The 20776-nt window shown below is 68.3% G+C and carries 20 protein-coding genes; 10 read left to right on the top strand and 10 right to left on the bottom strand.

Annotated features, from left to right (window positions below; all coding sequences use genetic code 11):
* Position 1: 1 nt before the first annotated feature.
* From AVJ23_RS12245 to AVJ23_RS12260, 4 genes are read right to left on the bottom strand one after another with little or no spacing between them, the layout of a single operon-like run.
* Positions 2-2041 (bottom strand): glutamine amidotransferase, encoded by a 2040-nt coding sequence (locus AVJ23_RS12245; RefSeq protein WP_058862473.1) that lies wholly within the window; start codon positions 2039-2041, stop codon positions 2-4.
* The gene (locus AVJ23_RS12250; RefSeq protein WP_058862474.1) at positions 2038-4812 is read right to left on the bottom strand and encodes a DUF4159 domain-containing protein; all 2775 of its coding nucleotides are present in this window, start codon (positions 4810-4812) and stop codon (positions 2038-2040) included. The genes AVJ23_RS12245 and AVJ23_RS12250 overlap by 4 nt, the downstream gene beginning before the upstream one ends.
* A complete protein-coding gene (locus AVJ23_RS12255; RefSeq protein WP_058862475.1) occupies positions 4809-5687 on the bottom strand; it encodes a DUF58 domain-containing protein in 879 nt (292 codons plus the stop codon). Before AVJ23_RS12255 ends, AVJ23_RS12250 begins: the two co-directional genes overlap by 4 nt.
* Positions 5684-6691, bottom strand: coding sequence for an AAA family ATPase (locus tag AVJ23_RS12260; RefSeq protein ID WP_058862476.1), 1008 nt, complete (start codon positions 6689-6691; stop codon positions 5684-5686). Before AVJ23_RS12260 ends, AVJ23_RS12255 begins: the two co-directional genes overlap by 4 nt.
* Before the next feature lie 70 nt (positions 6692-6761).
* On the opposite strand from AVJ23_RS12260, the gene AVJ23_RS12265 reads away from it, so the two are divergent.
* Both AVJ23_RS12265 and AVJ23_RS12270 read left to right on the top strand, forming a co-directional pair.
* A complete protein-coding gene (locus tag AVJ23_RS12265) occupies positions 6762-7337 on the top strand; it encodes a DUF1285 domain-containing protein (protein ID WP_058862477.1) in 576 nt (191 codons plus the stop codon).
* 111 nt (positions 7338-7448) lie between these two features.
* Positions 7449-7679 (top strand): DUF2798 domain-containing protein, encoded by a 231-nt coding sequence (locus AVJ23_RS12270; RefSeq protein ID WP_058862478.1) that lies wholly within the window; start codon positions 7449-7451, stop codon positions 7677-7679.
* Positions 7680-7683: 4 nt separating this feature from the next.
* Here the strand turns inward: AVJ23_RS12270 and AVJ23_RS12275 are convergent, their stop codons facing one another.
* A complete protein-coding gene (locus AVJ23_RS12275; protein WP_084794539.1) occupies positions 7684-8502 on the bottom strand; it encodes a sulfotransferase family protein in 819 nt (272 codons plus the stop codon).
* Between AVJ23_RS12275 and AVJ23_RS23085 the strand changes: the two genes are divergently transcribed.
* From AVJ23_RS23085 to AVJ23_RS12285, 3 genes are all read left to right on the top strand, one after another.
* Complete coding sequence (locus AVJ23_RS23085; protein ID WP_169795939.1) at positions 8411-8647, top strand: hypothetical protein; 237 nt, start codon at positions 8411-8413, stop codon at positions 8645-8647. The two genes, AVJ23_RS12275 and AVJ23_RS23085, sit on opposite strands and share 92 nt — an antisense overlap.
* Complete coding sequence (locus AVJ23_RS12280) at positions 8648-10225, top strand: DUF5928 domain-containing protein (protein WP_058862480.1); 1578 nt, start codon at positions 8648-8650, stop codon at positions 10223-10225. It abuts the gene before it with no gap.
* A gap of 75 nt (positions 10226-10300) precedes the next feature.
* The gene (locus tag AVJ23_RS12285; RefSeq protein ID WP_058862481.1) at positions 10301-10669 is read left to right on the top strand and encodes a histidine triad nucleotide-binding protein; all 369 of its coding nucleotides are present in this window, start codon (positions 10301-10303) and stop codon (positions 10667-10669) included.
* Positions 10670-10871: 202 nt separating this feature from the next.
* On the opposite strand, the gene AVJ23_RS12290 is transcribed toward AVJ23_RS12285, so the two are convergent.
* Positions 10872-11822, bottom strand: a complete 951-nt coding sequence (locus tag AVJ23_RS12290) for an ABC transporter ATP-binding protein (protein WP_058862482.1) — start codon at positions 11820-11822, stop codon at positions 10872-10874.
* A 42-nt stretch (positions 11823-11864) separates the two neighbouring features.
* On the opposite strand from AVJ23_RS12290, the gene AVJ23_RS12295 reads away from it, so the two are divergent.
* Positions 11865-12044 (top strand): zinc-finger domain-containing protein, encoded by a 180-nt coding sequence (locus AVJ23_RS12295; RefSeq protein ID WP_058862483.1) that lies wholly within the window; start codon positions 11865-11867, stop codon positions 12042-12044.
* 4 nt (positions 12045-12048) lie between these two features.
* Here AVJ23_RS12295 and AVJ23_RS12300 read toward each other — a convergent pair whose 3' ends face one another.
* On the bottom strand, positions 12049-12408 hold the full coding sequence (locus tag AVJ23_RS12300; RefSeq protein ID WP_058862484.1) for a DsrE family protein: 360 nt from the start codon (positions 12406-12408) through the stop codon (positions 12049-12051).
* A 145-nt stretch (positions 12409-12553) separates the two neighbouring features.
* On the opposite strand from AVJ23_RS12300, the gene polA reads away from it, so the two are divergent.
* Positions 12554-15355, top strand: coding sequence for a DNA polymerase I (polA, locus tag AVJ23_RS12305; protein ID WP_058862485.1), 2802 nt, complete (start codon positions 12554-12556; stop codon positions 15353-15355).
* On the opposite strand, the gene AVJ23_RS12310 is transcribed toward polA, so the two are convergent.
* From AVJ23_RS12310 to AVJ23_RS12320, 3 genes are all read right to left on the bottom strand, one after another.
* On the bottom strand, positions 15352-15909 hold the full coding sequence (locus AVJ23_RS12310) for an NADPH-dependent FMN reductase (RefSeq protein WP_058862486.1): 558 nt from the start codon (positions 15907-15909) through the stop codon (positions 15352-15354). The genes polA and AVJ23_RS12310 overlap by 4 nt on opposite strands.
* A 99-nt stretch (positions 15910-16008) precedes the next feature.
* Positions 16009-16674: a YiaD family glycine zipper/OmpA-like lipoprotein gene (locus AVJ23_RS12315; RefSeq protein WP_058862487.1), complete on the bottom strand. Its 666-nt coding sequence runs from the start codon at positions 16672-16674 to the stop codon at positions 16009-16011.
* Between the two features lie 209 nt (positions 16675-16883).
* Entirely contained in the window at positions 16884-17726 is an 843-nt protein-coding gene (locus tag AVJ23_RS12320) for a methylated-DNA--[protein]-cysteine S-methyltransferase (RefSeq protein WP_058862488.1), read from the bottom strand.
* Between the two features lie 147 nt (positions 17727-17873).
* Here AVJ23_RS12320 and nth point away from each other — a divergent pair, with 147 nt between their 5' ends.
* From nth to AVJ23_RS12335, 3 genes are all read left to right on the top strand, one after another.
* Positions 17874-18518, top strand: coding sequence for an endonuclease III (gene nth, locus AVJ23_RS12325; protein WP_058862489.1), 645 nt, complete (start codon positions 17874-17876; stop codon positions 18516-18518).
* On the top strand, positions 18515-19504 hold the full coding sequence (locus AVJ23_RS12330; RefSeq protein ID WP_058862490.1) for an adenosine kinase: 990 nt from the start codon (positions 18515-18517) through the stop codon (positions 19502-19504). Before nth ends, AVJ23_RS12330 begins: the two co-directional genes overlap by 4 nt.
* Before the next feature lie 96 nt (positions 19505-19600).
* A complete protein-coding gene (locus AVJ23_RS12335; RefSeq protein WP_058862491.1) occupies positions 19601-20776 on the top strand; it encodes a S8 family serine peptidase in 1176 nt (391 codons plus the stop codon).

Here is a 20776-nt window from a genome sequence, read left to right on the forward strand (position 1 = left end):
CTCAGCTGCGGCCTTCGCGCAGCCAGGCCCCCACGATCAGCCCAGAGGCCAGCAGCAGCACCAGCCAGGACGGCAGGATCGGCGTCTGGCGCACGTCCAGCGTCTCGTAGGCGTCGCGCGGGGTAAGCCCGATCCAGCCGCGACCCGCCGCGGGACGACCGGCCCGCACATTGCGGATGGTGGGCACGCCCTCTTCCAGCCGCGGGATGCCACCGCCGACCCGATCGATCACCGGCTCCAGCGCAGCGCCGCTGGCGATAGTCTGCTCGAACTCGCGCGGGGCGGCGGGGCCAAGGCCCACCACGGTGGACAGATCGCCCTCTTCCAGCCGGTAGAGCCCGATCTCGGGGCCGTCAAACACGGCCTCGAAGCGGCCCGGGCTGACCTCCTCGAGCTGGATCTCCTCGGTACCGCCATCGGGGCGCGTGATCGTCACCGACCCGATCTCGCGGTCGAGCGAGCGGCGGATGATGCGCATGGACTGGCCCGAGGGCTCGGCCCAGAGCGCCTCTTCCTCGAGCTCGGGTTCCTTCATCATCCAGTGTGCCAGCCGCCGCAGAAGGTCGAGCTGAGGGCCGCCGCCCTCGAAGCCGCGGTTCCACAGCCAGGCGTGGTCCGAGGCCAGGAGCGCCACGCGCCCCTCGCCCACGCGGTCGAGCACCAGAAGGGGGCGGTCCTCGACCCCGGCCATGACCACGTCGCCCTGCACCGGGTCGACCTCGATCTGGCGCAGCCAGCGGCCCCATGTCTCGGCGCCCTGCAGCCCGGCAGTCACCGGGTGCCGCTCGCCCAGCTCGGTCACGGCGGGGCGATAGCCCTCTTCCACGACGCGGGCCGTGGGCTCGGCCGGCAGGATGTCGGCCAGCGGCGAGCGGTAGATCGAATCGGCAGAGGCGAAATCCGGCCCCGCCGCCACCAGCACGGCGCCGCCGCCCTCGACATAGTTGCGCACGTTGTCGAGATAGATCGCCGGCAGGATGCCGCGCCGCTTGTAGCGGTCGAAGATGATCAGGTCGAAGTCGTCGATCTTCTCGAGAAACAGTTCGCGCGTGGGGAAGGCGATCAGCGACAGCTCACCCACGGGGACGCCGTCCTGCTTCTCGGGCGGGCGCAGGATGGTGAAATGCACCAGGTCGACCGAGCTGTCGGATTTCAGCAGGTTGCGCCATGTGCGTCCGCCGGCATGCGGCTCGCCCGAGACCAGCAACACGCGCAGCCGGTCGCGCACGCCGTTGATCTGCACCAGCGCGGTATTGTTGCGGTCGGTCAGCTCGCCCTCGGCCTCGGGCACGGTGAACTCGATCACGTTCAGCCCGCCATGCGGCAGGGTGACGGGCAGGCTCAGATCCTCGCCGATGGGCACGGTGAAGCGCTCGGGTTCGGCCCCGTCGACCGAGATCAGGATCTCAGTCCGGCTGTCGCCCGGGGCGGCCCCGTCATCCTCGATGCGCAGGGTCAGCTCGACCTCTTCGTCGAGGATGGCAAAGGCGGGGGCGTTCTGCACGATCAGGCGCCGGTCCCAGTCGCTTTCCTTGCCCGTCAGCAGCAGGTGCATGGGCGCGGGCAGGTCCGGCGCGCGTTCGAGGTCGTGCAGCCGCCCGTCCGACAGCAGCAGGATCCCCGCGATGCGCCCGCGCGGCTCTTCGGCCAGCGCGTTGGACAGGGCGGTCATCAGCTGGGTGCCGGCATCGCCCTCGGCGTCGCCCACCGGGATGCGGCGGATCTCGGTATTGGGGCGCGCGGCCAGCGTGGATTCCAGCTGATCGGCCGCCGCGCTGGTCACGCCGGCGCGCTCGGCCAGCCGCTGGCTGGCGCTCTCATCCACCAGCATCAGCACGATGTCGTTCAGGGTTGCGCGCTCTTCCTGCTGGAAGGAGGGCTGCGCCAGCGCGCCGATCAGGACCACGGCGGCCAGCCCGCGCAGGGCCCAGCCCGACAGGCCGCGCCACAGCGCCAGCGCCACGCCGGACAGCGCCAGCACGGCCAGCACCACGATGGCCGCCCAGGGCAGCAGCGGGTCAAAGACGATCTGTCCGGTCATTGTCCCAGCCTGTCCAGCAAAGCGGGCACGTGCACCTGGTCGGATTTGTAATTGCCGGTCAGCACATGCATCACGAGGTTGACGCCGAAGCGATAGGCGATCTCGCGCTGCCGCTCGCCGGTAAAGCCGCTGCCCAGCTGGACCAGCGGGTTGCCGCGGGGGTCCACGGCCCAGGCCGAGGCCCAGTCATTGCCGCCGATCACCACCGGGGTGACATTGTCGTTGAGGTCGCGGAAGGGCATGCCCTCGATCAGCTCGGCATCGGGCGGCGCGGCCTCGACCCAGACCTGCCGACCGGCATAGCGGCCGGGGAAATCCTGCAGCAGGTAGAAGGTGCGCGTCAGCACGTGGTCCTGCGGCACCGGCTCCAGCGGCGGGATGTCCAGCGGAGCGGCCAGCTGTTGCAGCTTGCGCCCGTTGGGCGTGGCCGCCCCGAAGCCCGCGATGTCGGCATCGCGCGTGTCGAAGACGATCATCCCGCCCGAGCGCAGGTAGGTGTTCAACTTGGCATAGGCCTCGCCCGACGGGGTGGGCTGGTCGGGCGTCACCGGCCAGTAGAGCAGCGGGTAGAAGGCCAGCTCGTCGGTCTCGAGATCGACGCCCATCGGGTCGGCGGGCTCGACCGAGGTACGGAAGAACAGCGTGTCGGACAGACCGCGCAGCCCGGCCGCGGCCATGTCGTCCAGCGCGGCATCGCCGGTCAGCACATGGGCCAGAACGACCTCGGAGGTGGCCGCCAGCGCCTGCGCATCGCCGCCCGTGGGCGGGGCCTCCTGCGCGCGGCCGGCCTCGGGCACCAGCGCAAGGGCCAGCAGGACGGTCGCGGCGACCCGGGCGCCGCGCAGCCGGCCCGACAGCGCCAGCGAGGCCACGACATCGGCCAAGAGCAGCGCGATGGACAGGCCCAGCAGCCAGCCGGCCAGCGGGCGTTCCTGCGGGCGGAAGAGCCCCTCGACGGTGATGCGCTCGGGCCAGGCCATGGGTTGCAGCTCCGTCTGTTCGGTGACGACATTGCGGGCAAGGCTGCGTTCCTCGCCCTGGTAGAGGCCGGGGCGCAGGTCGGGGCCCAGCGCCGCCTCGATCAGCTCCGGCCCGTCGACGCCGGGCAATGTGCCCGCATCCTGCGGCCGGCCAAAGGCGTCGAGCACCGAGACCGGCTGCCAGATTGTGCCCTCCATCTCGGTCATGTCCGGCGTCGCGGTGGCCGAGGAGACGGCCAGCCGCTCCAGCATCTGCACGAAGAGCCCCGAGAGCGGCAGGCTCGACCACTCGGCATTTGCGGTGACGTGGAACAGCACGACCTGCCCCTGCCCGATGCGCTTGCGCGTGACCAGCGGCGTGCCGTCGGTCAGCTGCGCGATCACCCGGTCGGCCAGCGTGGGATCGGGCTGCGCCATGACCTGGCTGTTGACGGTCACGTCGTCGGGGATGTCCAGCCCGTGAAAGGGGCTGTCCTCGGGGAAGGGTGCCAGCGCCTTGGGTTCGCCCCAGCTCATGGCGCCGCCCACGGTGCGCCCGCCGGCGCGCAGGCGCACGGGCATCAGCGCATCTTCGCGGTCGCGGCTGACATCCGAAGCGGCCAGACGCGGCCCGGCAAAGCGCAGCAGCATGCCGCCGGCCTCAAGCCACTCGGTCACGGCCTCTTCCTCGGTGGCCGACAGCGTGGCCACATCGGCCAGCACGATCACGTCCGGGTTGGCAGGCAGCACATCCTCGAGCGACCCGTCCAGAAGGTCGGCGGCGGGCACCAGTGCCTTTTCGAGGTAATGCAGCGGCGAGAGCAGTTCGAGCCCCTCGCGATCCTCACGCCCGGCGATCAGCGCCACCTCGCGGCGGCGCAGACTGTCATCGGAGAGCGAGACGGCGCCGGCGCTGCGGATCCCCTCGATCTCCAGCCGGTCGATGCGGGCGCGCAGCTCGGCCGGGATGGCGATCTCGGTCTGCGCGTCGCGCGCGCCGGCCTCGAAGGCGACGGGCACGCGGACCAGCGTGGCCGGGTTGCCGGCCGGGTCGCGCCCCTCGGCGGCCAGCGTGACCTCGGTGGCGGGGCCCTCGTGCAGGCGGCGCAGGGTGACGGACAGGTTGCCATCCTCGACGATGGCGGGGTTCAGGGCATAGACGCTGCGCCCGGCCTCGAAGACGGTGACCTCGCCCCGCTCCTCCAGCGCCGAGAGCAGCGCGTCACGTTCCGGCCGGTCCAGCCCGTCCGACATCCAGTAGCTGTCGAAATCGCCTTCGGGCAGCAGCGCGACGGCCCGCTCGATGCTGCCGGCATCGGGCTGCCATGGCTCGGGCGCCAGCCCGGTCAGCCGCGTGCGCACCACGTCGGCGGACAGGAACTGCACTTCCTGCGGGTCGGTCAGGCGCAGGATCGCCACGGGGCGCGCCTCGCGGTCGGCGCGGGCCAGCAGCCCCTCCAGCGCCGCGGTGCGCGCGCGCCAGTCGCCCGCCGAGGCCCAGCTGGCATCCATCACCACCAGCAACGGCCCGGTCCCCGCCGCCTCACGATCCTCGTCGGGATTCAACACGGGACCGGCCAGCCCGATGATCACCGCCGCCACGGCCAGCATGCGCAGCAGCAACAGCCACCACGGCGTGCGATCGGTGACCTGCTCCTCGTCCTTGAGGCCCAAAAGCAGCACCACCCCGGGAAACATCCGCCGGATCGGCGCGGGAGGCACCGCGCGCAGTATGACCCAGAGGATGGGCAGGGCCAGCAGGCCCAGAAGCAGCCAGGGGGTGGTGAAGCCGATCAGGCCGAACAAGGTCATCCGTGGCCTCCATCAAGGGCGCGATAGACCCAGAGCAGGGCCGATTGCGCCGTTGCGTCCGTGTGATGCACGAAATGCTGCCAGCCGGTCACCCGGCACAGCGCGTCGAGCCGCGCCTTCCGCTCGGCCAGCCGTTGCAGGTAGCGCGGCCGCAGCTCGCCCGCCTTGAGCGTCTCGTGCGCGAGCGTGTGGCCCACGCTTTCGAAAATGGTGCGCCCCTGGAAGGGAAAGGCCTCTTCGCTGGGGTCCAGCACCTGCAGCAGCACGCCGCGCACGCCGCGATCGGCCGCCTTGGTCAGCGCCGCCTCGACCGGGGCGATGTCGCCCAGGAAATCCGAGACGAAGACGGCGCGTGCATGGGGCAGCATGCCCCGCGCCTCGGGCTCGGCGTAATCGTCCTCGCCCTCCTCGCTCAGCATCTCGGCCAGCCGCAGCATCTGCATGTCGCCGCGGCGCGGGGGCAGTTTCCAGCCGGTCAGCCCCACCCGCTCGCCACCGCGGATCAGCAGCACGGCCGTGGCCAGCGCGATCAGCCGCGCGCGGTCGGACTTGGTGGGCAGACCCTTGTCGCCGGCAAAGCGCATCGACGCGCCGGGATCGACCCAGAGCTGCACGCTCTGCGCGATCTGCCATTCGCGTTCGCGCACGAACTGCTCGTCCCCGCGGGCCGAGCGGCGCCAGTCGATCTGGCGATAGCTGTCGCCGGCGCGCAGCGGCCGGTACTGCCAGAAATTGTCGCCCAGCCCGGCGCGCCGCCGGCCGTGTTCACCCAGCAGTACCGTGCCGGCCAACTGCTCGGCACGGGCGAGAAGGGCGGGAAAACGGCTGGCTTCTTCCTGGGCGCGGGAGCGGAGCTGGGCGACCTCGGCTGTCACGCCGCGGCCTCGGTGGCGGCCATGCCGCCCGCGACCTCGTCGATCAGCTTGCCCAGATCCTCGCCGCGGGCGCGGGCCGAGAAGGTGAGCGCCATGCGGTGCACCAGAACGGGCCGCGCCATGTCCAGCACGTCCTCGGGCGAGGGCGCAAGACGGCCCTGCAGCAGGGCCCGGGCGCGGACGGTCATCATCAGCGCCTGCGCGGCGCGCGGGCCGGGGCCCCAGGCCACCATGTCGCGCACCACCTCGGGGGCCGAGGGATCGTCGGGGCGGAAGGCGCGCACGAGGTCGAGGATCATCTCGACCACCGCATCGCCCACGGGCATGCGCCGCAGCAGATGCTGCGCATCGATCAGCGCGGGCCCGTCGAAGACCTGGTGGGCCTGCGCATCCTCGGTGCCGGTGGTGGCCAGCAGGATGTCCTTTTCGGTGCCGCGATCGGGATAGGCCACGTCGATCTGCACGAGGAAACGGTCAAGCTGGGCCTCGGGCAGCGGGTAGGTGCCCTCCTGCTCGATCGGGTTCTGCGTGGCCAGCACGTGGAACGGCGCCTCGAGCCCGCGGGTCTCGCCGGCGACAGTGACGACCTTTTCCTGCATGGCCTGCAGCAGGGCCGATTGCGTGCGCGGGCTGGCGCGGTTGATCTCGTCGGCCATCAGCAGCTGGCAGAAGATCGGCCCCTCGATGAACTTGAAGGCGCGGCTGCCATCGGTGCCTGTCTCGAGCACCTCGGAACCCAGAATGTCAGCCGGCATCAGGTCGGGCGTGAACTGGATGCGGTTGCCGTTCAGCCCCATCACGGTCGACAGCGTCTCGACCAGGCGGGTCTTGCCCAGCCCCGGCAGGCCGATCAGAAGGGCGTGCCCGCCGCAAAGCAGCGCCGAAAGCGTCAGGTCCACGACCCGTTCCTGACCGATGAAGCGTGCGGTGATCGACTGCTTGGCCTCTGCCAGCTTGGCTTCCAGCGCCTCGATGTCGGCGACCAGATTTTCGGCGTCGGCCATGTCATCTCTCCGTTGATGCCTACATATTAGGTAGGAGTGTATCTCGCGCATCGGAAATGGCAAAAGAACTATGGTTGGACAAAAAATCGTGACCCCCACCGCAGACGATCTTGCCGCCTCGGCGCGCAATGCGTCATCGAAAGGTCTGCCGCCCGTGCATGACTGGAACCCGCCCTTCTGCGGCGATCTGGACATGCGCATCGCGCGGGACGGCACGTGGTTCTACCTGGGCACGCCCATCGGGCGCTTCGGACTGGTCAAGCTGTTCTCGTCGATCCTGCGCAAGGATGGCGACCGCTACTTCCTTGTCACGCCGGTCGAAAAGGTCGGCATCACAGTCGATGACGCGCCCTTCGTGGCGGTCGATTTCGAGGCCGACGGCGACGGCGCAGCGCAGGTGCTGACCTTCCACACCCATGTGGGCGACCGGGCCGTCGCGGGGCCCGATCACCCGATCCGGGTTGAGCGCGACCCCGAGACCGGCGAGCCCTCGCCTTACGTGCTGGTCCGCGACCGGCTGGAGGCGCTGATCGACCGCAAGTCCTTCTATCGGCTGGTGGATATCGGCGCGCATCACGAGGGCTGGTTCGGGCTGTGGTCCTCGGGCCGGTTCTTCCCGATCATCCCGTCGGACGAACTGCCCTGAGCCCGCGCCGCCAGAGCCGGCCCCCTGGCGGGCGGTCACGCAATCGCGACTTGAATTCACATTCCGCAGTCAAGATATGAGTGGTCGACCCGAGATGAGAAGGACCCTGCCATGATCCCGCCCCGCTTCGCCCCCGTCGCCTTTGCTTTCCTGCTGTCCGGCATCATGTCGCTGCTGGTCTCGGGCGTGGCGACCTTCCGGGCCGCCGGGCTGGCGCCGGATTTCCCGGCGCTCTGGGGTGGCGCTTGGCTGTCCAGCTGGGCGCTGGCCTTCCCGATCGTGCTGGTCGTGGCCCCGGCCGTGCGCCGGCTGGTCGAGCGGATGACGCGCAAGCCCGCCTGAACGATCAGTCGCCCAGCTTGGCGTGCACCTCGTCCAGGTCGATCTCGCCCACCGGCATCTTGTTGGAGGGGTCGTCGAAGTCGTACTTGAACAGCTTGAAATCGCGCCAGTAGATTTCCTTGATCAGGTGCATCGACAGGTCGTCGAAATAGTCCTCGACCGGGTGCGCGCGCTTGGGGCCGTGCCCCTCGGATTCGTTGAAGCGCGGGATGGCCGACAGGTCGACCGCATGCGGCGTGTCGACCGCATCCAGCACCTGCCGCATGCCGTCATTGAAGGTCTCGGTCCAGAAAATCTTGTTGTAGCGCCCGCCATTGACGATGAAGGTCGAGACATGGCCCGACATGGCAGACCAGTGGATGTCCGGCTCCATCGGGCGGCGCCAGCGGATCGTGTCGCGCACGAAGAGCAGGAAGCGGCGAAAGCTGCGGACCTGGTCGAATTCCTGCTTGCCGTCCTCGCCGCCGACCTCGATGCCGTATTTCTGGATCAGCAGCGGCACGAGATTGCCGCGATAGCGGCGCCCGTTGCGTTGAATGCCGCAGATCTTGTCGAAGAAGCTGGACAGGATGCGTGTATAAGGGTTGCGCACGCAGGTGAACGCGTAGGAGGAGCGGGTCTTGACGTTGGCCTTGATCGCCGACTGGCTGTCCTCGCGCGCCCACTTGTGCAGCCCGTGGGTGGCGTCGTGGATGTCGCCGTCGTAGAACTCTCCGTGATCGGAGTAAAACATGATCTGGCCGATGGTCGAACAGGCGCATTTCGGGACGACCCGATACACCATGCTCTCGCTCTCGGTCATCCAAGTACCTGGAAAACCCATGCCCGATGTCCCCGGTCTGCCCGCGCCCGTGTTGTTTTCGGCGTCATACCCGCTTCAAAAAACCAAAGAAAGCAGGTTTATTCAACGCCCGTTCACCTCTATCAAAGTAAACAATCAGGCAAAACTAGGGCAGATCGTGCGCTGAATGGCAAAAATTGCCTTCATATTGCTGTGTCACAAGGATCCTGACGCCATCATCAAGCAGGCGCAGAGCCTGACGGCCGTGGGCGACTACATCTCGATCCATTTCGACGCCCGCGCCCGGCCCGAAGCCTACAAGCGCGTGCGCGACGGGCTGGCCGAGAACCCCAATGTCTGTTTCGCCCACAAGCGGATCAAATGCGGCTGGGGCGAGTGGAGCCTGGTGGAGGCGACGATCTACGCCGTGCAATCGGCGGTCGAGGCCTTCCCCCGCGCCACGCATTTCTACATGCTGTCGGGCGACTGCATGGCGATCAAGTCCGCGGAATACGCGCATGAATTCCTCGACCGGCGCGATTGCGACTATGTCGAGAGCTTCGATTACTTCAAGTCCGACTGGATCAAGACCGGCTGGAAGGAAGAACGGCTGATCTACCGCCACTGGTTCAACGAACGTACTCAGAAGCGGCGCTTCTATGCCATGTTCGAGCTGCAGAAGCGGCTGGGCCTGACCCGCGAGATTCCCCGCGATATCGAGGTCATGATCGGCTCGCAATGGTGGTGCCTGCGGCGGCGCACGATCGAATGGATTCTCGACTTCATCCGCGACCGGCCCGACGTGATGCGCTTCTTCGCCACGACCTGGATCCCCGACGAGACCTTCTTCCAGACCCTCGTGCGGCATCTCGTACCCGAGAACGAGATCGAGAACCGCACGCTGACCTTCCTGATGTTCTCGGATTACGGCATGCCGGTGGTCTTCTACAACGACCATTACGACCTGCTGCTGAGCCAGGATTTCCTGTTCGCCCGCAAGATCAGCCCCGAAGCGACCGAGCTGCGCCGACGGCTGGGTGTTCTCTACTCGTCGCAGGGCGCGCGGTTCCAGATCTCGAACGAGGGGCGATCGCTCTTCAAGTTCCTGACCGGCAAGGGCCGCATCGGGCGCCGCTTCGCGCCGCGCTTCTGGGAAACCGAGAGCAGCCTGGGCCGCGAGCGCGAGATGCTGATCGTCGTGTGCAAGAAATGGCACGTGGCCAAGCGCCTGCTGGAGCGCATCCGGCAGATGACCAACATCCCCTGCATCGAGTACCTGTTCAACGAGGAAAGCTGCCCGCTGCCCGACCTGGGCGGCATCCAGTCGACCATGGGCAAGCGCCATCGCCACCGCCGCGCGCTGATGCGCATGCTGTTCGACTATTACGAAAGCGACCGGCTGGTCGTCTGCATGGACCCCGCCAATCTCGACCTGCTCGAGGATTTCGGCCGCGATCGCTCGGTCACGCGGATGCTCGAGGTCGAATGCCAGTTCTCCGACGCCTACCTGATCGGCCACGCCATGCGCGTCGGGCTGGCCGGCGACCGCACCCCCTACGAGACGATCCAGCGGCTGCTGCCCACGGTGCGCAACGACATGATCCACGAAAGCGACCGGATCCGCGACGCCAATTTCGAGTTCCACAGCCGCATGCGCGAGATCGACCCGCCCGAGGTCAATGCCCGCGCCGTGGCCGAGTTCCTGACCGTGCCCGAGGCCACGGCGCAGGAGATCGTGCAGCTCGACCACCTCTTCGCCGACTAGGGTCGCGGTTGCACCGGACGCGGTTTTCGGCCTTCATGGCGCGCGACACGCAACCTTCCCGCAATGCGAGGGGCCATGGCCTATACCTATGACGACCAGAACATCTTTGCGAAGATCCTGCGCAAGGAGATCCCCAACGACACCGTGCTGGAGACCGAGCACAGCCTCGCCTTTCGCGACATCCGCCCGCAGGCGCCGCTGCACGTGCTGGTGATCCCCAAGGGCCCCTACGTGACCTTCGACCATTTCGCGCAAGAGGCCTCCGAGGCCGAGATCGTCGATTACGTGCGCGCGGTGGGCGAGGTCTGCCGGAGGGAAGGCGTGGCCGAGGACGGGTGGCGCCTGATCTCCAATGCCGGCCGGGACGGCGTGCAGGAGGTGCCGCATCTCCATGTGCACGTGCTGGCCGGCCGCGGCCTGGGCCGCATGCTCGAGCGCGGCTGACCCGCCTCCTGGCACGCGGCGCGCGCTGGTGCGCGCACAGGATATCTTGTCGTCGGCCTCCGGCCGTCTCCTCGGGGCCGCCCGTGGCCCCCGCAGACCATGACCACGGGTCAACCCGCGTGGCCCGGTCGGGACGCCCCTTTCATCTTTCCGGCAAATACTCCCGCCGGAGGCGTCCCCACCCTATCAAGAAGACGAACGCTCAGGCGCTCTCGCGGGTCAGCGACAGGAAGACATCCTCCAGGTCGGCCTGTTCGGTGCGCACGTCGCGGATCACCACGCCCGCCTCGCGCACCGCGTCCAGCACCGCGGCGGCCGGGATCTCGGAGGCGTTGTAGCTGAGCGCCAGCGTGCCGTCCGCACGCTGCTCGACCTCGATCCCCGGCGCCTGCGGCAGGGTGGCCGGGCGGTCCTGCGGCTGGATCACCATGGTCTTGGCATCCAGCTGGCCCAGCAGGTTGGTGGTCGAATCCTGCGCCACCAGCGTGCCGTGGTTGATGATGGCGATCTCGTCGCACATTTCCTCGGCCTCCTCGAGGTAATGCGTGGTCAGGATGATCGTCATGCCGCGCTCGCGGTTCAGCATGCGGACATTGTCCCACAGCATGCGGCGCAGCTCGATATCGACGCCGGCCGTGGGCTCGTCCAGCACCAGCACCTGCGGGTGATGCACCAGCGCCTTGGCCAGAAGCAGGCGCCGGCGCATGCCGCCCGACAGCGTGCGGGCATAGGCCTCGGCCTTGTCGGCCAGCCCCACCATCTCGAGGATCTCGTCCGAGCGGCGCTGCGCCTTGGGCACGCCGTAGAGCCCCGCCTGCACCTCCAGCGCGCCGCGCGGGGTGAAGAACGGGTCGAGGTTCAGTTCCTGCGGCATCACGCCGATGGCCGCACGGCTTTGGCGGGGGTTGCGATCCTGGTCCCAGCCCCAGATCGACACCTGCCCCGCGCTCTTGATCACCAGCCCGGCCAGGATGTTGATCAGGGTCGACTTGCCGGCCCCGTTGGGCCCCAGCAGGCCGAAGACCGACCCGGCCGGCACGTCCAGGTCGATGCCGCGCAGCGCCTGCTTACCGCCGGAATATGTCTTGGTCAGCCCGGTGATGGAAATTGCCGCATCCGCCAAATGCTTGCCCCCTGCCTTTGCTTTGGTCATAACGCAGATAGACCGATGCGTGCAGAAAGGGAACCGACTGCCATGGCCACCGACGCGCCCGAGACCAAGATCGTCGACAGTTACCGGATCGCCTGCGACGGGGGCGAAGGCGCGCTTGGCCACCCCCGCGTCTGGCTGCAGATCCCGCTCGAGACCGGCTGGGTCGAATGCCCCTATTGCGATGCCAAATACGTGCATCGCGATTTCGAGGGCAAGGTCTGAGCTGTCAGTAACACAGCACCGTATCGGCCGAGACCGCCTGCGCGACCAACGCGTCCGGCATGGCGAAGCGTGCGTCATACCCCGCCAGCAGGGTGTCATCATAGCCGCGCGCCTTGGCCGACATGCCCGACAGCAGGAAACTGGCTCCGGCCTCCTTCAGGCCGGCCAGGTGATCACCCACCCGCCCGGTGCCCGTGCCGGTCACATCGGCGTGATCGGGCGACAGCAGGTGCACCGCGTCACCGGCCAGGAACAGCGTGACGGCATGCCCCTCGCGCAAGCCGGTCAGCGCGACCAGCAGGCCAAGCGCGGCCTTGGTGGGGTTTTCGGGGCCGGTATGGACATGCACGAGCATCTGCGCCATCGGGACATCCTTTCACTGGAAACGTGCGACGCAGCCTAGCACGCGTCCCGATTCCCCGGAACGCCGCGATAGCGGCGCGCGTCGCGCTGGAAGCCGGCGCAACATCGTGTCAGAACCGGAACGGTCAGCAACAAGGGAGTGCGCCATGGCCTTCGGCAAGGGGTGTCATCTGCATCTGATCGACGGATCGGCCTATATCTTTCGCGCGTTCCACGCGCTGCCGCCGCTGTCGCGCAAGTCCGACGGTCTGCCCATCGGCGCCGTCTCGGGCTTCTGCAACATGCTGCAACGCTATGTCGAGGGGAACACCGGGCCCGACGCGCCGACCCATGTGGCGGTGGTCTTCGACAAGGGCAGCCACACGTTCCGCAACGATCTCTACGACCAGTACAAGGCCAATCGGGACGAGATGCCCGAGGATCTGCGCCCGCAGATCCCGCTGACCCGCCGCGCCACCGAGGCCTTCAACATCGCCTGCAAGGAGATCGAGGGCTTTGAGGCCGACGATATCATGGCGACGCTGGCCTGCCAGGCGCGCGAGGCCGGCGGGCGGGTGACGCTGCTGTCCTCGGACAAGGACCTGATGCAGCTGGTGGGCGACGGCGTCGAGATGCTGGACCCGATGAAGAACAAGCGCATCGACCGCGAGGGCGTGATGGAGAAGTTCGGCGTGGCGCCCGACCGCGTGGTCGACGTGCAGGCACTGGCCGGCGATTCGGTCGACAACGTGCCCGGCGCGCCCGGGATCGGCATCAAGACCGCGGCGCTGCTGATCAACGAGTTCGGCTCGCTCGAAGAGCTGCTGGACCGTGCCGAGGAGATCAAGCAGCCCAAGCGCCGCCAGACGCTGATCGAGAAACGCGACCAGATCGAGCTGTCAAAGAAGCTGGTGCAGCTGGATCACGGGATGGAGCTGCCCTTCACGCTGGACGATCTGGAAGTGCGCGACCCCGATCCCGAGACGCTGCTGGGCTTTCTGACCGAGATGGAGTTCCGCACGCTGACCAAACGGATTTCCGAGAAGATGGGGGTCGAGGCGCCGGTCATCCCTGACACCACGCCCGACGGCGCCAATCCCTCCGAGGCCGCGCCCGACTGGCCCGCCATCGACCCCGAGGCTTATGAATGGGTGCGCGACATGGACGCGCTGGAGCGCTGGATCACGCAGGCCCATGAGCGCGGCTGGGTCGCGGTGGATACCGAGACGACGGGGCTGAACGAGATGACCTGCGACCTCGTGGGTATCTCGCTGGCCATCGAGCCGGGCAAGGCCTGCTACGTGCCGCTGATCCACAAGGCTTCGGGCTCCGACGACCTCTTCGGCGGCGACGACCTGGCCGAGGGGCAGATCGGGCTGGAGACGGCGCTGGACGCGCTGCGCCCGCTGCTGGAGGATCCGGCCGTGATGAAGATCGGCCAGAACATGAAATACGATGCCAAGGTGTTTGCGCGCTACGGCATCGCCATCGCGCCGATCGACGACACGATGCTGATGTCCTACGCGATGAATGCCGGTCAGCACGGGCACGGCATGGACACGCTGTCCGAGCGCTACCTGTCGCACAGCCCGATCCCGATCAAGGAGCTGCTGGGCTCGGGCAAGAAGATGATCACCTTCGACCGGGTGCCCATCGCCGACGCGGTGAAATACGCCGCCGAGGATGCCGACATCACGCTGCGCCTGTGGAAGACCTTCAAGCCGCAGCTGCACAAGGCCCGGGTGACCCGCGTCTACGAGGGGCTGGAGCGCCCGCTGGTTCCGGTCCTGGCGCAGATGGAACGCACCGGCATCAAGGTGGATCGCGATACGCTGTCGCGCATGTCCGGTGCCTTTGCCCAGAAGATGGCGCAGCTGGAGGAAGAGATCCACGAACTGGCCGGCGAGAGCTTCAACGTCGGCAGTCCCAAGCAGCTGGGCGAGATCCTGTTCGACAAGATGGGGCTCGAGGGTGGCAAGAAGGGCAAGACCGGCGCCTATGCCACCGGGGCCGACATCCTCGAAGACCTCGCCACCGAGCATGACCTGCCGGCGCGGGTGCTGGACTGGCGGCAGGTCTCCAAGCTGAAATCGACTTACACCGATGCGCTGCAGGAGCATATCAACCCCGAGACCGGGCGGGTGCATACCTCCTACAGCATCGCGGGGGCCAATACCGGGCGGCTCGCCTCGAACGATCCCAACCTGCAGAACATCCCGGTGCGCAGCGAAGAGGGGCGCCGCATCCGCGAGGCCTTTGTCGCCGAAGAGGGCAAGGTGCTCGTCAGCCTTGACTATTCACAGATCGAGCTGCGCATCCTGGCACAGATGGCCGACCTGCCCGCGCTCAAGGACGCATTCCGGCAGGGCCATGACATCCACGCCATGACCGCGTCCGAGATGTTCAACGTGCCGCTGGACGAGATGACATCCGACATCCGCCGGCAAGCCAAGGCAATCAATTTCGGGGTGATCTACGGCATCTCGGGCTTCGGCCTGGCGCGCAACCTGCGCATTCCGCGGGCCGAGGCGCAGGGCTTCATCGACCGGTATTTCGAGCGCTTCCCCGGCATCAAGACCTACATGGACGACACGATCGCCTTCGCCAAGGAGCACAAGCGGGTCGAGACGCTGTTCGGACGGCAGATCCACACGCCCGAGATCTCGGCCAAGGGCCCGCGGGCGGGTTTTGCCCGGCGCGCCGCGATCAACGCGCCGATCCAGGGCACCGCCGCCGACATCATCCGCCGCGCCATGGTGCGCATGCCCGGTGCCATCGCCGACCTGCCCGCCAAGATGCTGCTGCAGGTGCATGACGAATTGCTGTTCGAGGTCGAGAGCGGCGCCGTGGATGACCTGATCGGCACCGCCAAGGAGGTCATGGAAGGCGCCGCTGCCCCGGTGGTGCATCTCGACGTGCCACTGGTGGTGGATGCGGGACAGGGCGCCAACTGGGCCGAGGCGCACTAGCCTCGCGCGCGGGCGGCCTCGGCGATGCTGCGCAGGTCGCCCATCAGCTCGTCCAGCAGCTTGGCGCTGCGCTCGTTGGTCAGCCGGCCATCCGCGTCCCATTGCTGCCCAGTCTGGCCGATGAAGACCTCGGGCCCGGGCAGCAGGCGGGGGCGGAACGGGTTGAGGCAGAGCCGCGCCATGTTCTGCGACCGCTCGCCCCCGGCCCGCCCGGCCGCGGCCGAGACCAGCGCGACGGGCTTGTCGCGCCACGGGTTGCCCTCGGTCCGGCTGATCCAGTCCAGCGCGTTCTTGAGCACGCCGGGAATGCCCTTGTTGTATTCCGGCGTGGCGATCACGACGGCATCGGCCTTTGCGATCTGGCGGGCCAGCGTCGTGACCGGCCCCGGGATGCCGGGATCGTCCTCCAGATCCTGATCAAATAGCGGAAAGCGGATATCGGCATCGATGAAATCGGCCGGGCCGAAGCGCCGCACGGCCTCCATCATCAGCAGCCGGTTGGTCGAGGCGGCGCGCAGCGCGCCGCAGATGCCCAAGAGGGTCAGATCGCTCATGTCGGGGTCTCCTGATCGGTTTGCCCATCAGCTACAACGCAACAGCGCCGCGGCAAGCCGCGGCGCTGCATCAGGTTCTGTGCGCGGATGCGCGGAACGTCAGGCGTTGGGCAGAATCACGATCTCGACCCGGCGGTTCTGTGCCTTGCCCTCGGGCGTCAGGTTGGACGCGATGGGCGCATCCTCGCCACGGCCGATGATCTGCAGGCGCGAGGACGGCACGCCCTCGTTGATCATGACATTGGCGACCGAGCGCGCACGGCGCTGCGACAGGTCGAGGTTGTAGGCCGCGTCACCGTCGCTGTCGGTATGGCCTACGACCTGCGCGGTGGTGTTGGGATAGGCCAGCAGGCTCTGTGCAACGTCGCGGATGTCGCCCACGAGGCCCGGACGCAGGTCGGCGCTGTCGGTGGCGAACAGGATGTCCTGCGGCATGGTCACGATCAGGCGGTCGCCGGTGTTGCGGATCGAGGTGTCCGACCCCAGCTGCTGGCGCAGCTCGGCTTCCTGCTTGTCCAGCTGGTTGCCGATGGCGGCACCCGCCGCGGCACCGACCAGTGCGCCGGCCACGGTGGCGCGGTTGCGCTCGCCCCGGTCATTGCCGCCGGCCAGACGACCGGCCACGGCGCCGGTGGCTGCGCCGATCAGCGCGCCCTGCTTGGCCTTCTGGTTCGGATCGCCCTCGAAGGGGCCGCCGGTGGTGCAGGCGCCCAGCCCAAGGGCGGCGACCATGCTCAGGATCAGGGATTTGCGTGCTCGGCTCATGATGTCCTCTCTCGCCTCGTCTGTCTCGCCCGTTCCGCGGGCATTGGATTTGTGGGACCACATATGCCCGCGCGCCGGGGCAGCGTCACGTGCAAAATCGGCAAGCCCCCGCCCATGGCGGGAAGACGCCGATCCTGCCCCACGTCCAAGGGACTAACGCCGTGGAAGCATTGAGGTTCCCGCGCGGAACATGTCGCAGGACGTGGCGCTCAGGCCTCCAGCCGGGCCGACTCCCAGGCCAGGATCGCACGCTTGACGGGCAGACCCCAGTGATAGCCGCCCAGCCCCCCCGACTTGCGCAGCGCGCGGTGGCAGGGGATCAGGTAGCTGATCGGGTTGCGCCCCACCGCCGTACCCACGGCGCGCACCGCGCGGGGGTGGTCGATGGCCTGCGCGATCTCGGAATAGGTGGTCACGTGGCCCGAGGGGATTTGCATCAGCGCCTCCCAGACCTTGATCTGGAACGGCGCCCCGATCAGGAACAGCGGCACCGGCCCGTCCTGCCGCGCGCCAAAGGCGGCCTGCACCCAGGGGCGCAGCGGTTCGGGATCCTCGGTGAAATGCGCCCCCGGCCAGCGGCCGGCGAGGTCCTGCATCGCCTCTTCCTCGGTTGTGTCCGCCGCGAAGGCGATGCCGCAGATGCCCTTGTCGGTGCCCATGACCAGCGCCGGGCCGAAGGGGCTGTCGAACCAGCCCCAGCGGATGGTCAGCCCCGCGCCCTGCCGCGCGAAGGCGCCGGGGCTCATCGCCTCCCAGCGCAGGAACAGGTCATGCAACCGCCCGCCGCCCGACAGGCCCGTGGCATGCGCGGTCTCCAGCGTGGTGAAGCGCTGCGCCAGCAGCGCCTTGGCATGGCTCAGCGTCAGGTATTGCTGGTAGCGCTTGGGCGAGACGCCGGCCCACTGGCTGAACAGGCGCTGGAAATGCGCCGCGCTCATGCCCATCTCGGCCGCGATCTCGTCCAGCGTGGCCTGCGGGCCCAGCCTGTCCACCGCCGCGATGGCGCGGGCCATGACGTGGTAGTGATAGCTTTGCGTGTCGTCCCTGGGCATGGCGTCTCTCCGGTTGCCGCGCCAATCTACCGGGCGCCGCCCTGCGCCGCGACCCGGATGTTGCGCAAGCCGCGCAAGCGCGCGATTTCCCCGGCGCCGGGCCTGTCGCGGGCTTGCGGGGACCGGGCGGGCGTTGCATGACAGGCCATGGCCAAGCAGCTCGACTATCACACCCTGCGCGAGATCTTCACCCGCTTCCAGTCGGTCGAGCCCGAACCGAAGGGCGAGCTGAACCATGTCAACGCCTACACGCTGGTCGTGGCCGTCGCGTTGTCGGCACAGGCCACCGATGCCGGGGTGAACAAGGCGACAGAACGGCTCTTTGCCGTGGCCGACACGCCGCAGAAGATGCTGGAACTCGGCGAAGAGGGCGTGACCGAGTACATCAAGACCATCGGGCTCTACCGCAACAAGGCGAAGAATGTCATCAAGCTGAGCCGCATGCTGGTCGAGCACTATGGCGGCGAGGTGCCCTGTTCGCGCGCCGCGCTGGAAAGCCTGCCCGGCGTCGGGCGCAAGACCGCCAACGTGGTGCTGAACATGTGGTGGGGCCATCCCGCGCAGGCGGTGGACACCCATATCTTTCGCGTCGGCAACCGCACCGGGATCTGCCCCGGCAAGGACGTGGTCGCCACCGAGCGCGCCATCGAGGATCACGTGCCGGTGGATTTCCAGCGCCACGCGCATCACTGGCTGATCCTGCACGGGCGCTATACCTGCGTGGCGCGCAAACCCAAATGCAAGGCCTGCCTGATCGCCGATCTGTGCCGGTTCGAGGAAAAGACGGAATGAAGAGATACAAGGTTGTCGGCATCGGCAATGCCATCGTGGACGTGCTGTCGCGGGCCGAGGATACCTTCCTCGTTCACATGGGGATCGAGAAGGGCATCATGCAGCTGATCGAGCGCGAGCGCGCCGAGACGCTTTACGGCGCGATGGAGAACCGCGTGCAGGCCCCCGGGGGATCGGTCGCCAACACGCTGGCCGGGCTGGGCAGCCTCGGCCTGCCAACCGCCTTCATCGGGCGGGTGCATGACGACGCGCTGGGCCGTTTCTATGCCGACGCCATGGCCAAGGACGGCACGGATTTCGTCAACCCGCCCGTGCCGGGGGGCGAGCTGCCGACCTCGCGCTCGATGATCTTCGTCTCGCCCGATGGCGAGCGGTCGATGAACACCTATCTGGGCATCTCGGCCGAGCTGGGCCCCGACGACGTGGCCGAGGACGTGGCCAGCGCAGCCGAGATCGTGTTCCTCGAAGGCTATCTTTTTGACAAGGACAAGGGAAAGGACGCCTTCCTGCGCGCGGCCCGCACCTGCCGGGCGGCCGGGGGCAAGGCCGGGATCGCGATCTCGGACCCGTTCTGCGTGGAACGCCACCGCGCCGATTTCCTGCGCCTGATCGAGGACGAGATGGATTACGTGATCGGCAACGAGGCCGAGATCCGCTCGCTCTACCAGAATGACGACCTCGACGCCGATCTTGCAGCGGTCTCTTCGATCTGCCCGCTGGTGGTCTGCACCCGGTCGGGCGACGGGGTGACCATCCTGCACGAGGGCAGGCGCACCGACATTCCCGTCACCAAGATCGTGCCGGTCGATGCCACGGGCGCCGGGGACCAGTTCGCCGCAGGCTTCCTCTACGGGCTGGCCACCGGGGCCGACATGAAGACCGCCGGCGAGATGGGCTGCGTTGCGGCTTCGGAGGTGATCAGCCACATGGGCCCGCGCCCCGAGGCCAACCTGCAGGCGCTTTTCCGCCAGAAGGGCCTGATTTAACGGCGGCCTTACGCGCTATTCACGCCCCCGCCCTATCGCGGGCCGGGGCGTGCGGGATAGGCTGCCGGCACGAGGACCCGTGCCGGAGCCGATCTGATGACCCGCTATATCGTGCTGCGCGATACGGCCGGCGCGTGGCGCAGGCCCGAGATCCCGCTCGAGGCGAAATGCGCCCGGATCGCCCCGGATGCCCTCGCCGCGCCCGTGATCGACGCGCATGATTTCACCCCGGCCGAGCTGCGCGAGGCGGCGCGCGCGCCGAATTTCCTTGTGGTCAGCCCCGTCATCCCCACCCGCATCATCGGGCCCGAGCCGCTGGACGAGCTGCGCGCCGACGATGGCGTCGCGGGCTGGGGCATCGACGCGGTGGGCGCGCGCCCGCATGGCGCGGGCGGGGCCGGTGCTGCGCTTGCCCTGCTGGATACGGGGATTGACGCGGGCCACCCGGCCTTTGCCGGGCTGAGGATCGAGCCACGGGACTTCGCGGGCAGCGGGATCGAGGATGCCAATGGCCACGGCACCCACCTGGCCGGCACGGCGCTGGGGCGCGACGTGGCGGGGGAACGGATCGGCGTGGCGCCCGGGGTCGACCGGCTGGTCGTCGGCAAGGCGGTCAGCGATACCGGCCGGGGCGACTCGCAGGGGTTCCTGCAGGCCATGCTCTTTGCACTGGCGCGGCGCGTGGATGTGATCGGCTTTGCGCTGGCTTTCGATATCGGGCGGCTGGTCGAGGACCTGGTCGAGGCCGACTATCCGATCAGCCTCGCCAATGCCGCGGCGATCCATGCCTATCGCGGCAATCTGCGCATCTTCGAGACGTTGCTGCAGATGCAGGACCGTCCGCCGCTGATCCTGGGCGCGGTCGGCAATGACTGCCGGCGCACGATCTCGCCGGAGTTCGAGACCGGCCCCTCCTCGCCCGCGGCGGCGCGCAACGTACTGTCGGTGGGGGCGCTGGCGCCGGGGCCGCAAGGCCTGTGCCCCGCGCCCTTCTCGAATTGCGGGCCGGAACTGGTCGCGCCCGGGGTCGACGTGCGCTCGGCCGAGCCGGGGGGCGGGCTGCGGAGCATGCACAGCAGCTCGGCCGCGATGGCGCATGCGCTGGGGGTCGCAGGGCTCTGGGTGGCTGCCCTCCGTGCCACCGGTCAACCCACGGATGCGCGTCATGTCGCGGCTCGGCTGCTGGCCTCTGCCACGCGCGACGGGCTGGCCGGCGCGCCGTCGGTGATCGACGTGGGGCAGGGATTGGTGCAGGCGCCGCCGGTGGCGTGA

The organism is Pseudoponticoccus marisrubri, assembly GCF_001482405.1.
GTDB classification, from domain to species: domain Bacteria; phylum Pseudomonadota; class Alphaproteobacteria; order Rhodobacterales; family Rhodobacteraceae; genus Pseudoponticoccus; species Pseudoponticoccus marisrubri.

Bases quoted from the DNA above. Each gene is read 5' to 3' on its own strand.
- nth (WP_058862489.1), top strand. From the start codon at position 17,874: ATGGCCAAGCAGCTCGACTATCACACCCTGCGCGAGATCTTCACCCGC.
- AVJ23_RS12315 (WP_058862487.1), bottom strand. From the start codon at position 16,674: ATGAGCCGAGCACGCAAATCCCTGATCCTGAGCATGGTCGCCGCCCTT.
- AVJ23_RS12310 (WP_058862486.1), bottom strand. From the start codon at position 15,909: ATGAGCGATCTGACCCTCTTGGGCATCTGCGGCGCGCTGCGCGCCGCC.
- AVJ23_RS12260 (WP_058862476.1), bottom strand. From the start codon at position 6,691: ATGGCCGACGCCGAAAATCTGGTCGCCGACATCGAGGCGCTGGAAGCC.
- AVJ23_RS12285 (WP_058862481.1), top strand. From the start codon at position 10,301: ATGGCCTATACCTATGACGACCAGAACATCTTTGCGAAGATCCTGCGC.
- polA (WP_058862485.1), top strand. From the start codon at position 12,554: ATGGCCTTCGGCAAGGGGTGTCATCTGCATCTGATCGACGGATCGGCC.
- AVJ23_RS12280 (WP_058862480.1), top strand. From the start codon at position 8,648: ATGGCAAAAATTGCCTTCATATTGCTGTGTCACAAGGATCCTGACGCC.
- AVJ23_RS12270 (WP_058862478.1), top strand. From the start codon at position 7,449: ATGATCCCGCCCCGCTTCGCCCCCGTCGCCTTTGCTTTCCTGCTGTCC.
- AVJ23_RS12320 (WP_058862488.1), bottom strand. From the start codon at position 17,726: ATGCCCAGGGACGACACGCAAAGCTATCACTACCACGTCATGGCCCGC.
- AVJ23_RS12275 (WP_084794539.1), bottom strand. From the start codon at position 8,502: ATGGGTTTTCCAGGTACTTGGATGACCGAGAGCGAGAGCATGGTGTAT.
- AVJ23_RS12245 (WP_058862473.1), bottom strand. From the start codon at position 2,041: ATGACCGGACAGATCGTCTTTGACCCGCTGCTGCCCTGGGCGGCCATC.
- AVJ23_RS12335 (WP_058862491.1), top strand. From the start codon at position 19,601: ATGACCCGCTATATCGTGCTGCGCGATACGGCCGGCGCGTGGCGCAGG.
- AVJ23_RS23085 (WP_169795939.1), top strand. From the start codon at position 8,411: ATGATCTGGCCGATGGTCGAACAGGCGCATTTCGGGACGACCCGATAC.
- AVJ23_RS12300 (WP_058862484.1), bottom strand. From the start codon at position 12,408: ATGGCGCAGATGCTCGTGCATGTCCATACCGGCCCCGAAAACCCCACC.
- AVJ23_RS12250 (WP_058862474.1), bottom strand. From the start codon at position 4,812: ATGACCTTGTTCGGCCTGATCGGCTTCACCACCCCCTGGCTGCTTCTG.
- AVJ23_RS12330 (WP_058862490.1), top strand. From the start codon at position 18,515: ATGAAGAGATACAAGGTTGTCGGCATCGGCAATGCCATCGTGGACGTG.
- AVJ23_RS12295 (WP_058862483.1), top strand. From the start codon at position 11,865: ATGGCCACCGACGCGCCCGAGACCAAGATCGTCGACAGTTACCGGATC.
- AVJ23_RS12265 (WP_058862477.1), top strand. From the start codon at position 6,762: ATGGTTGGACAAAAAATCGTGACCCCCACCGCAGACGATCTTGCCGCC.
- AVJ23_RS12290 (WP_058862482.1), bottom strand. From the start codon at position 11,822: ATGACCAAAGCAAAGGCAGGGGGCAAGCATTTGGCGGATGCGGCAATT.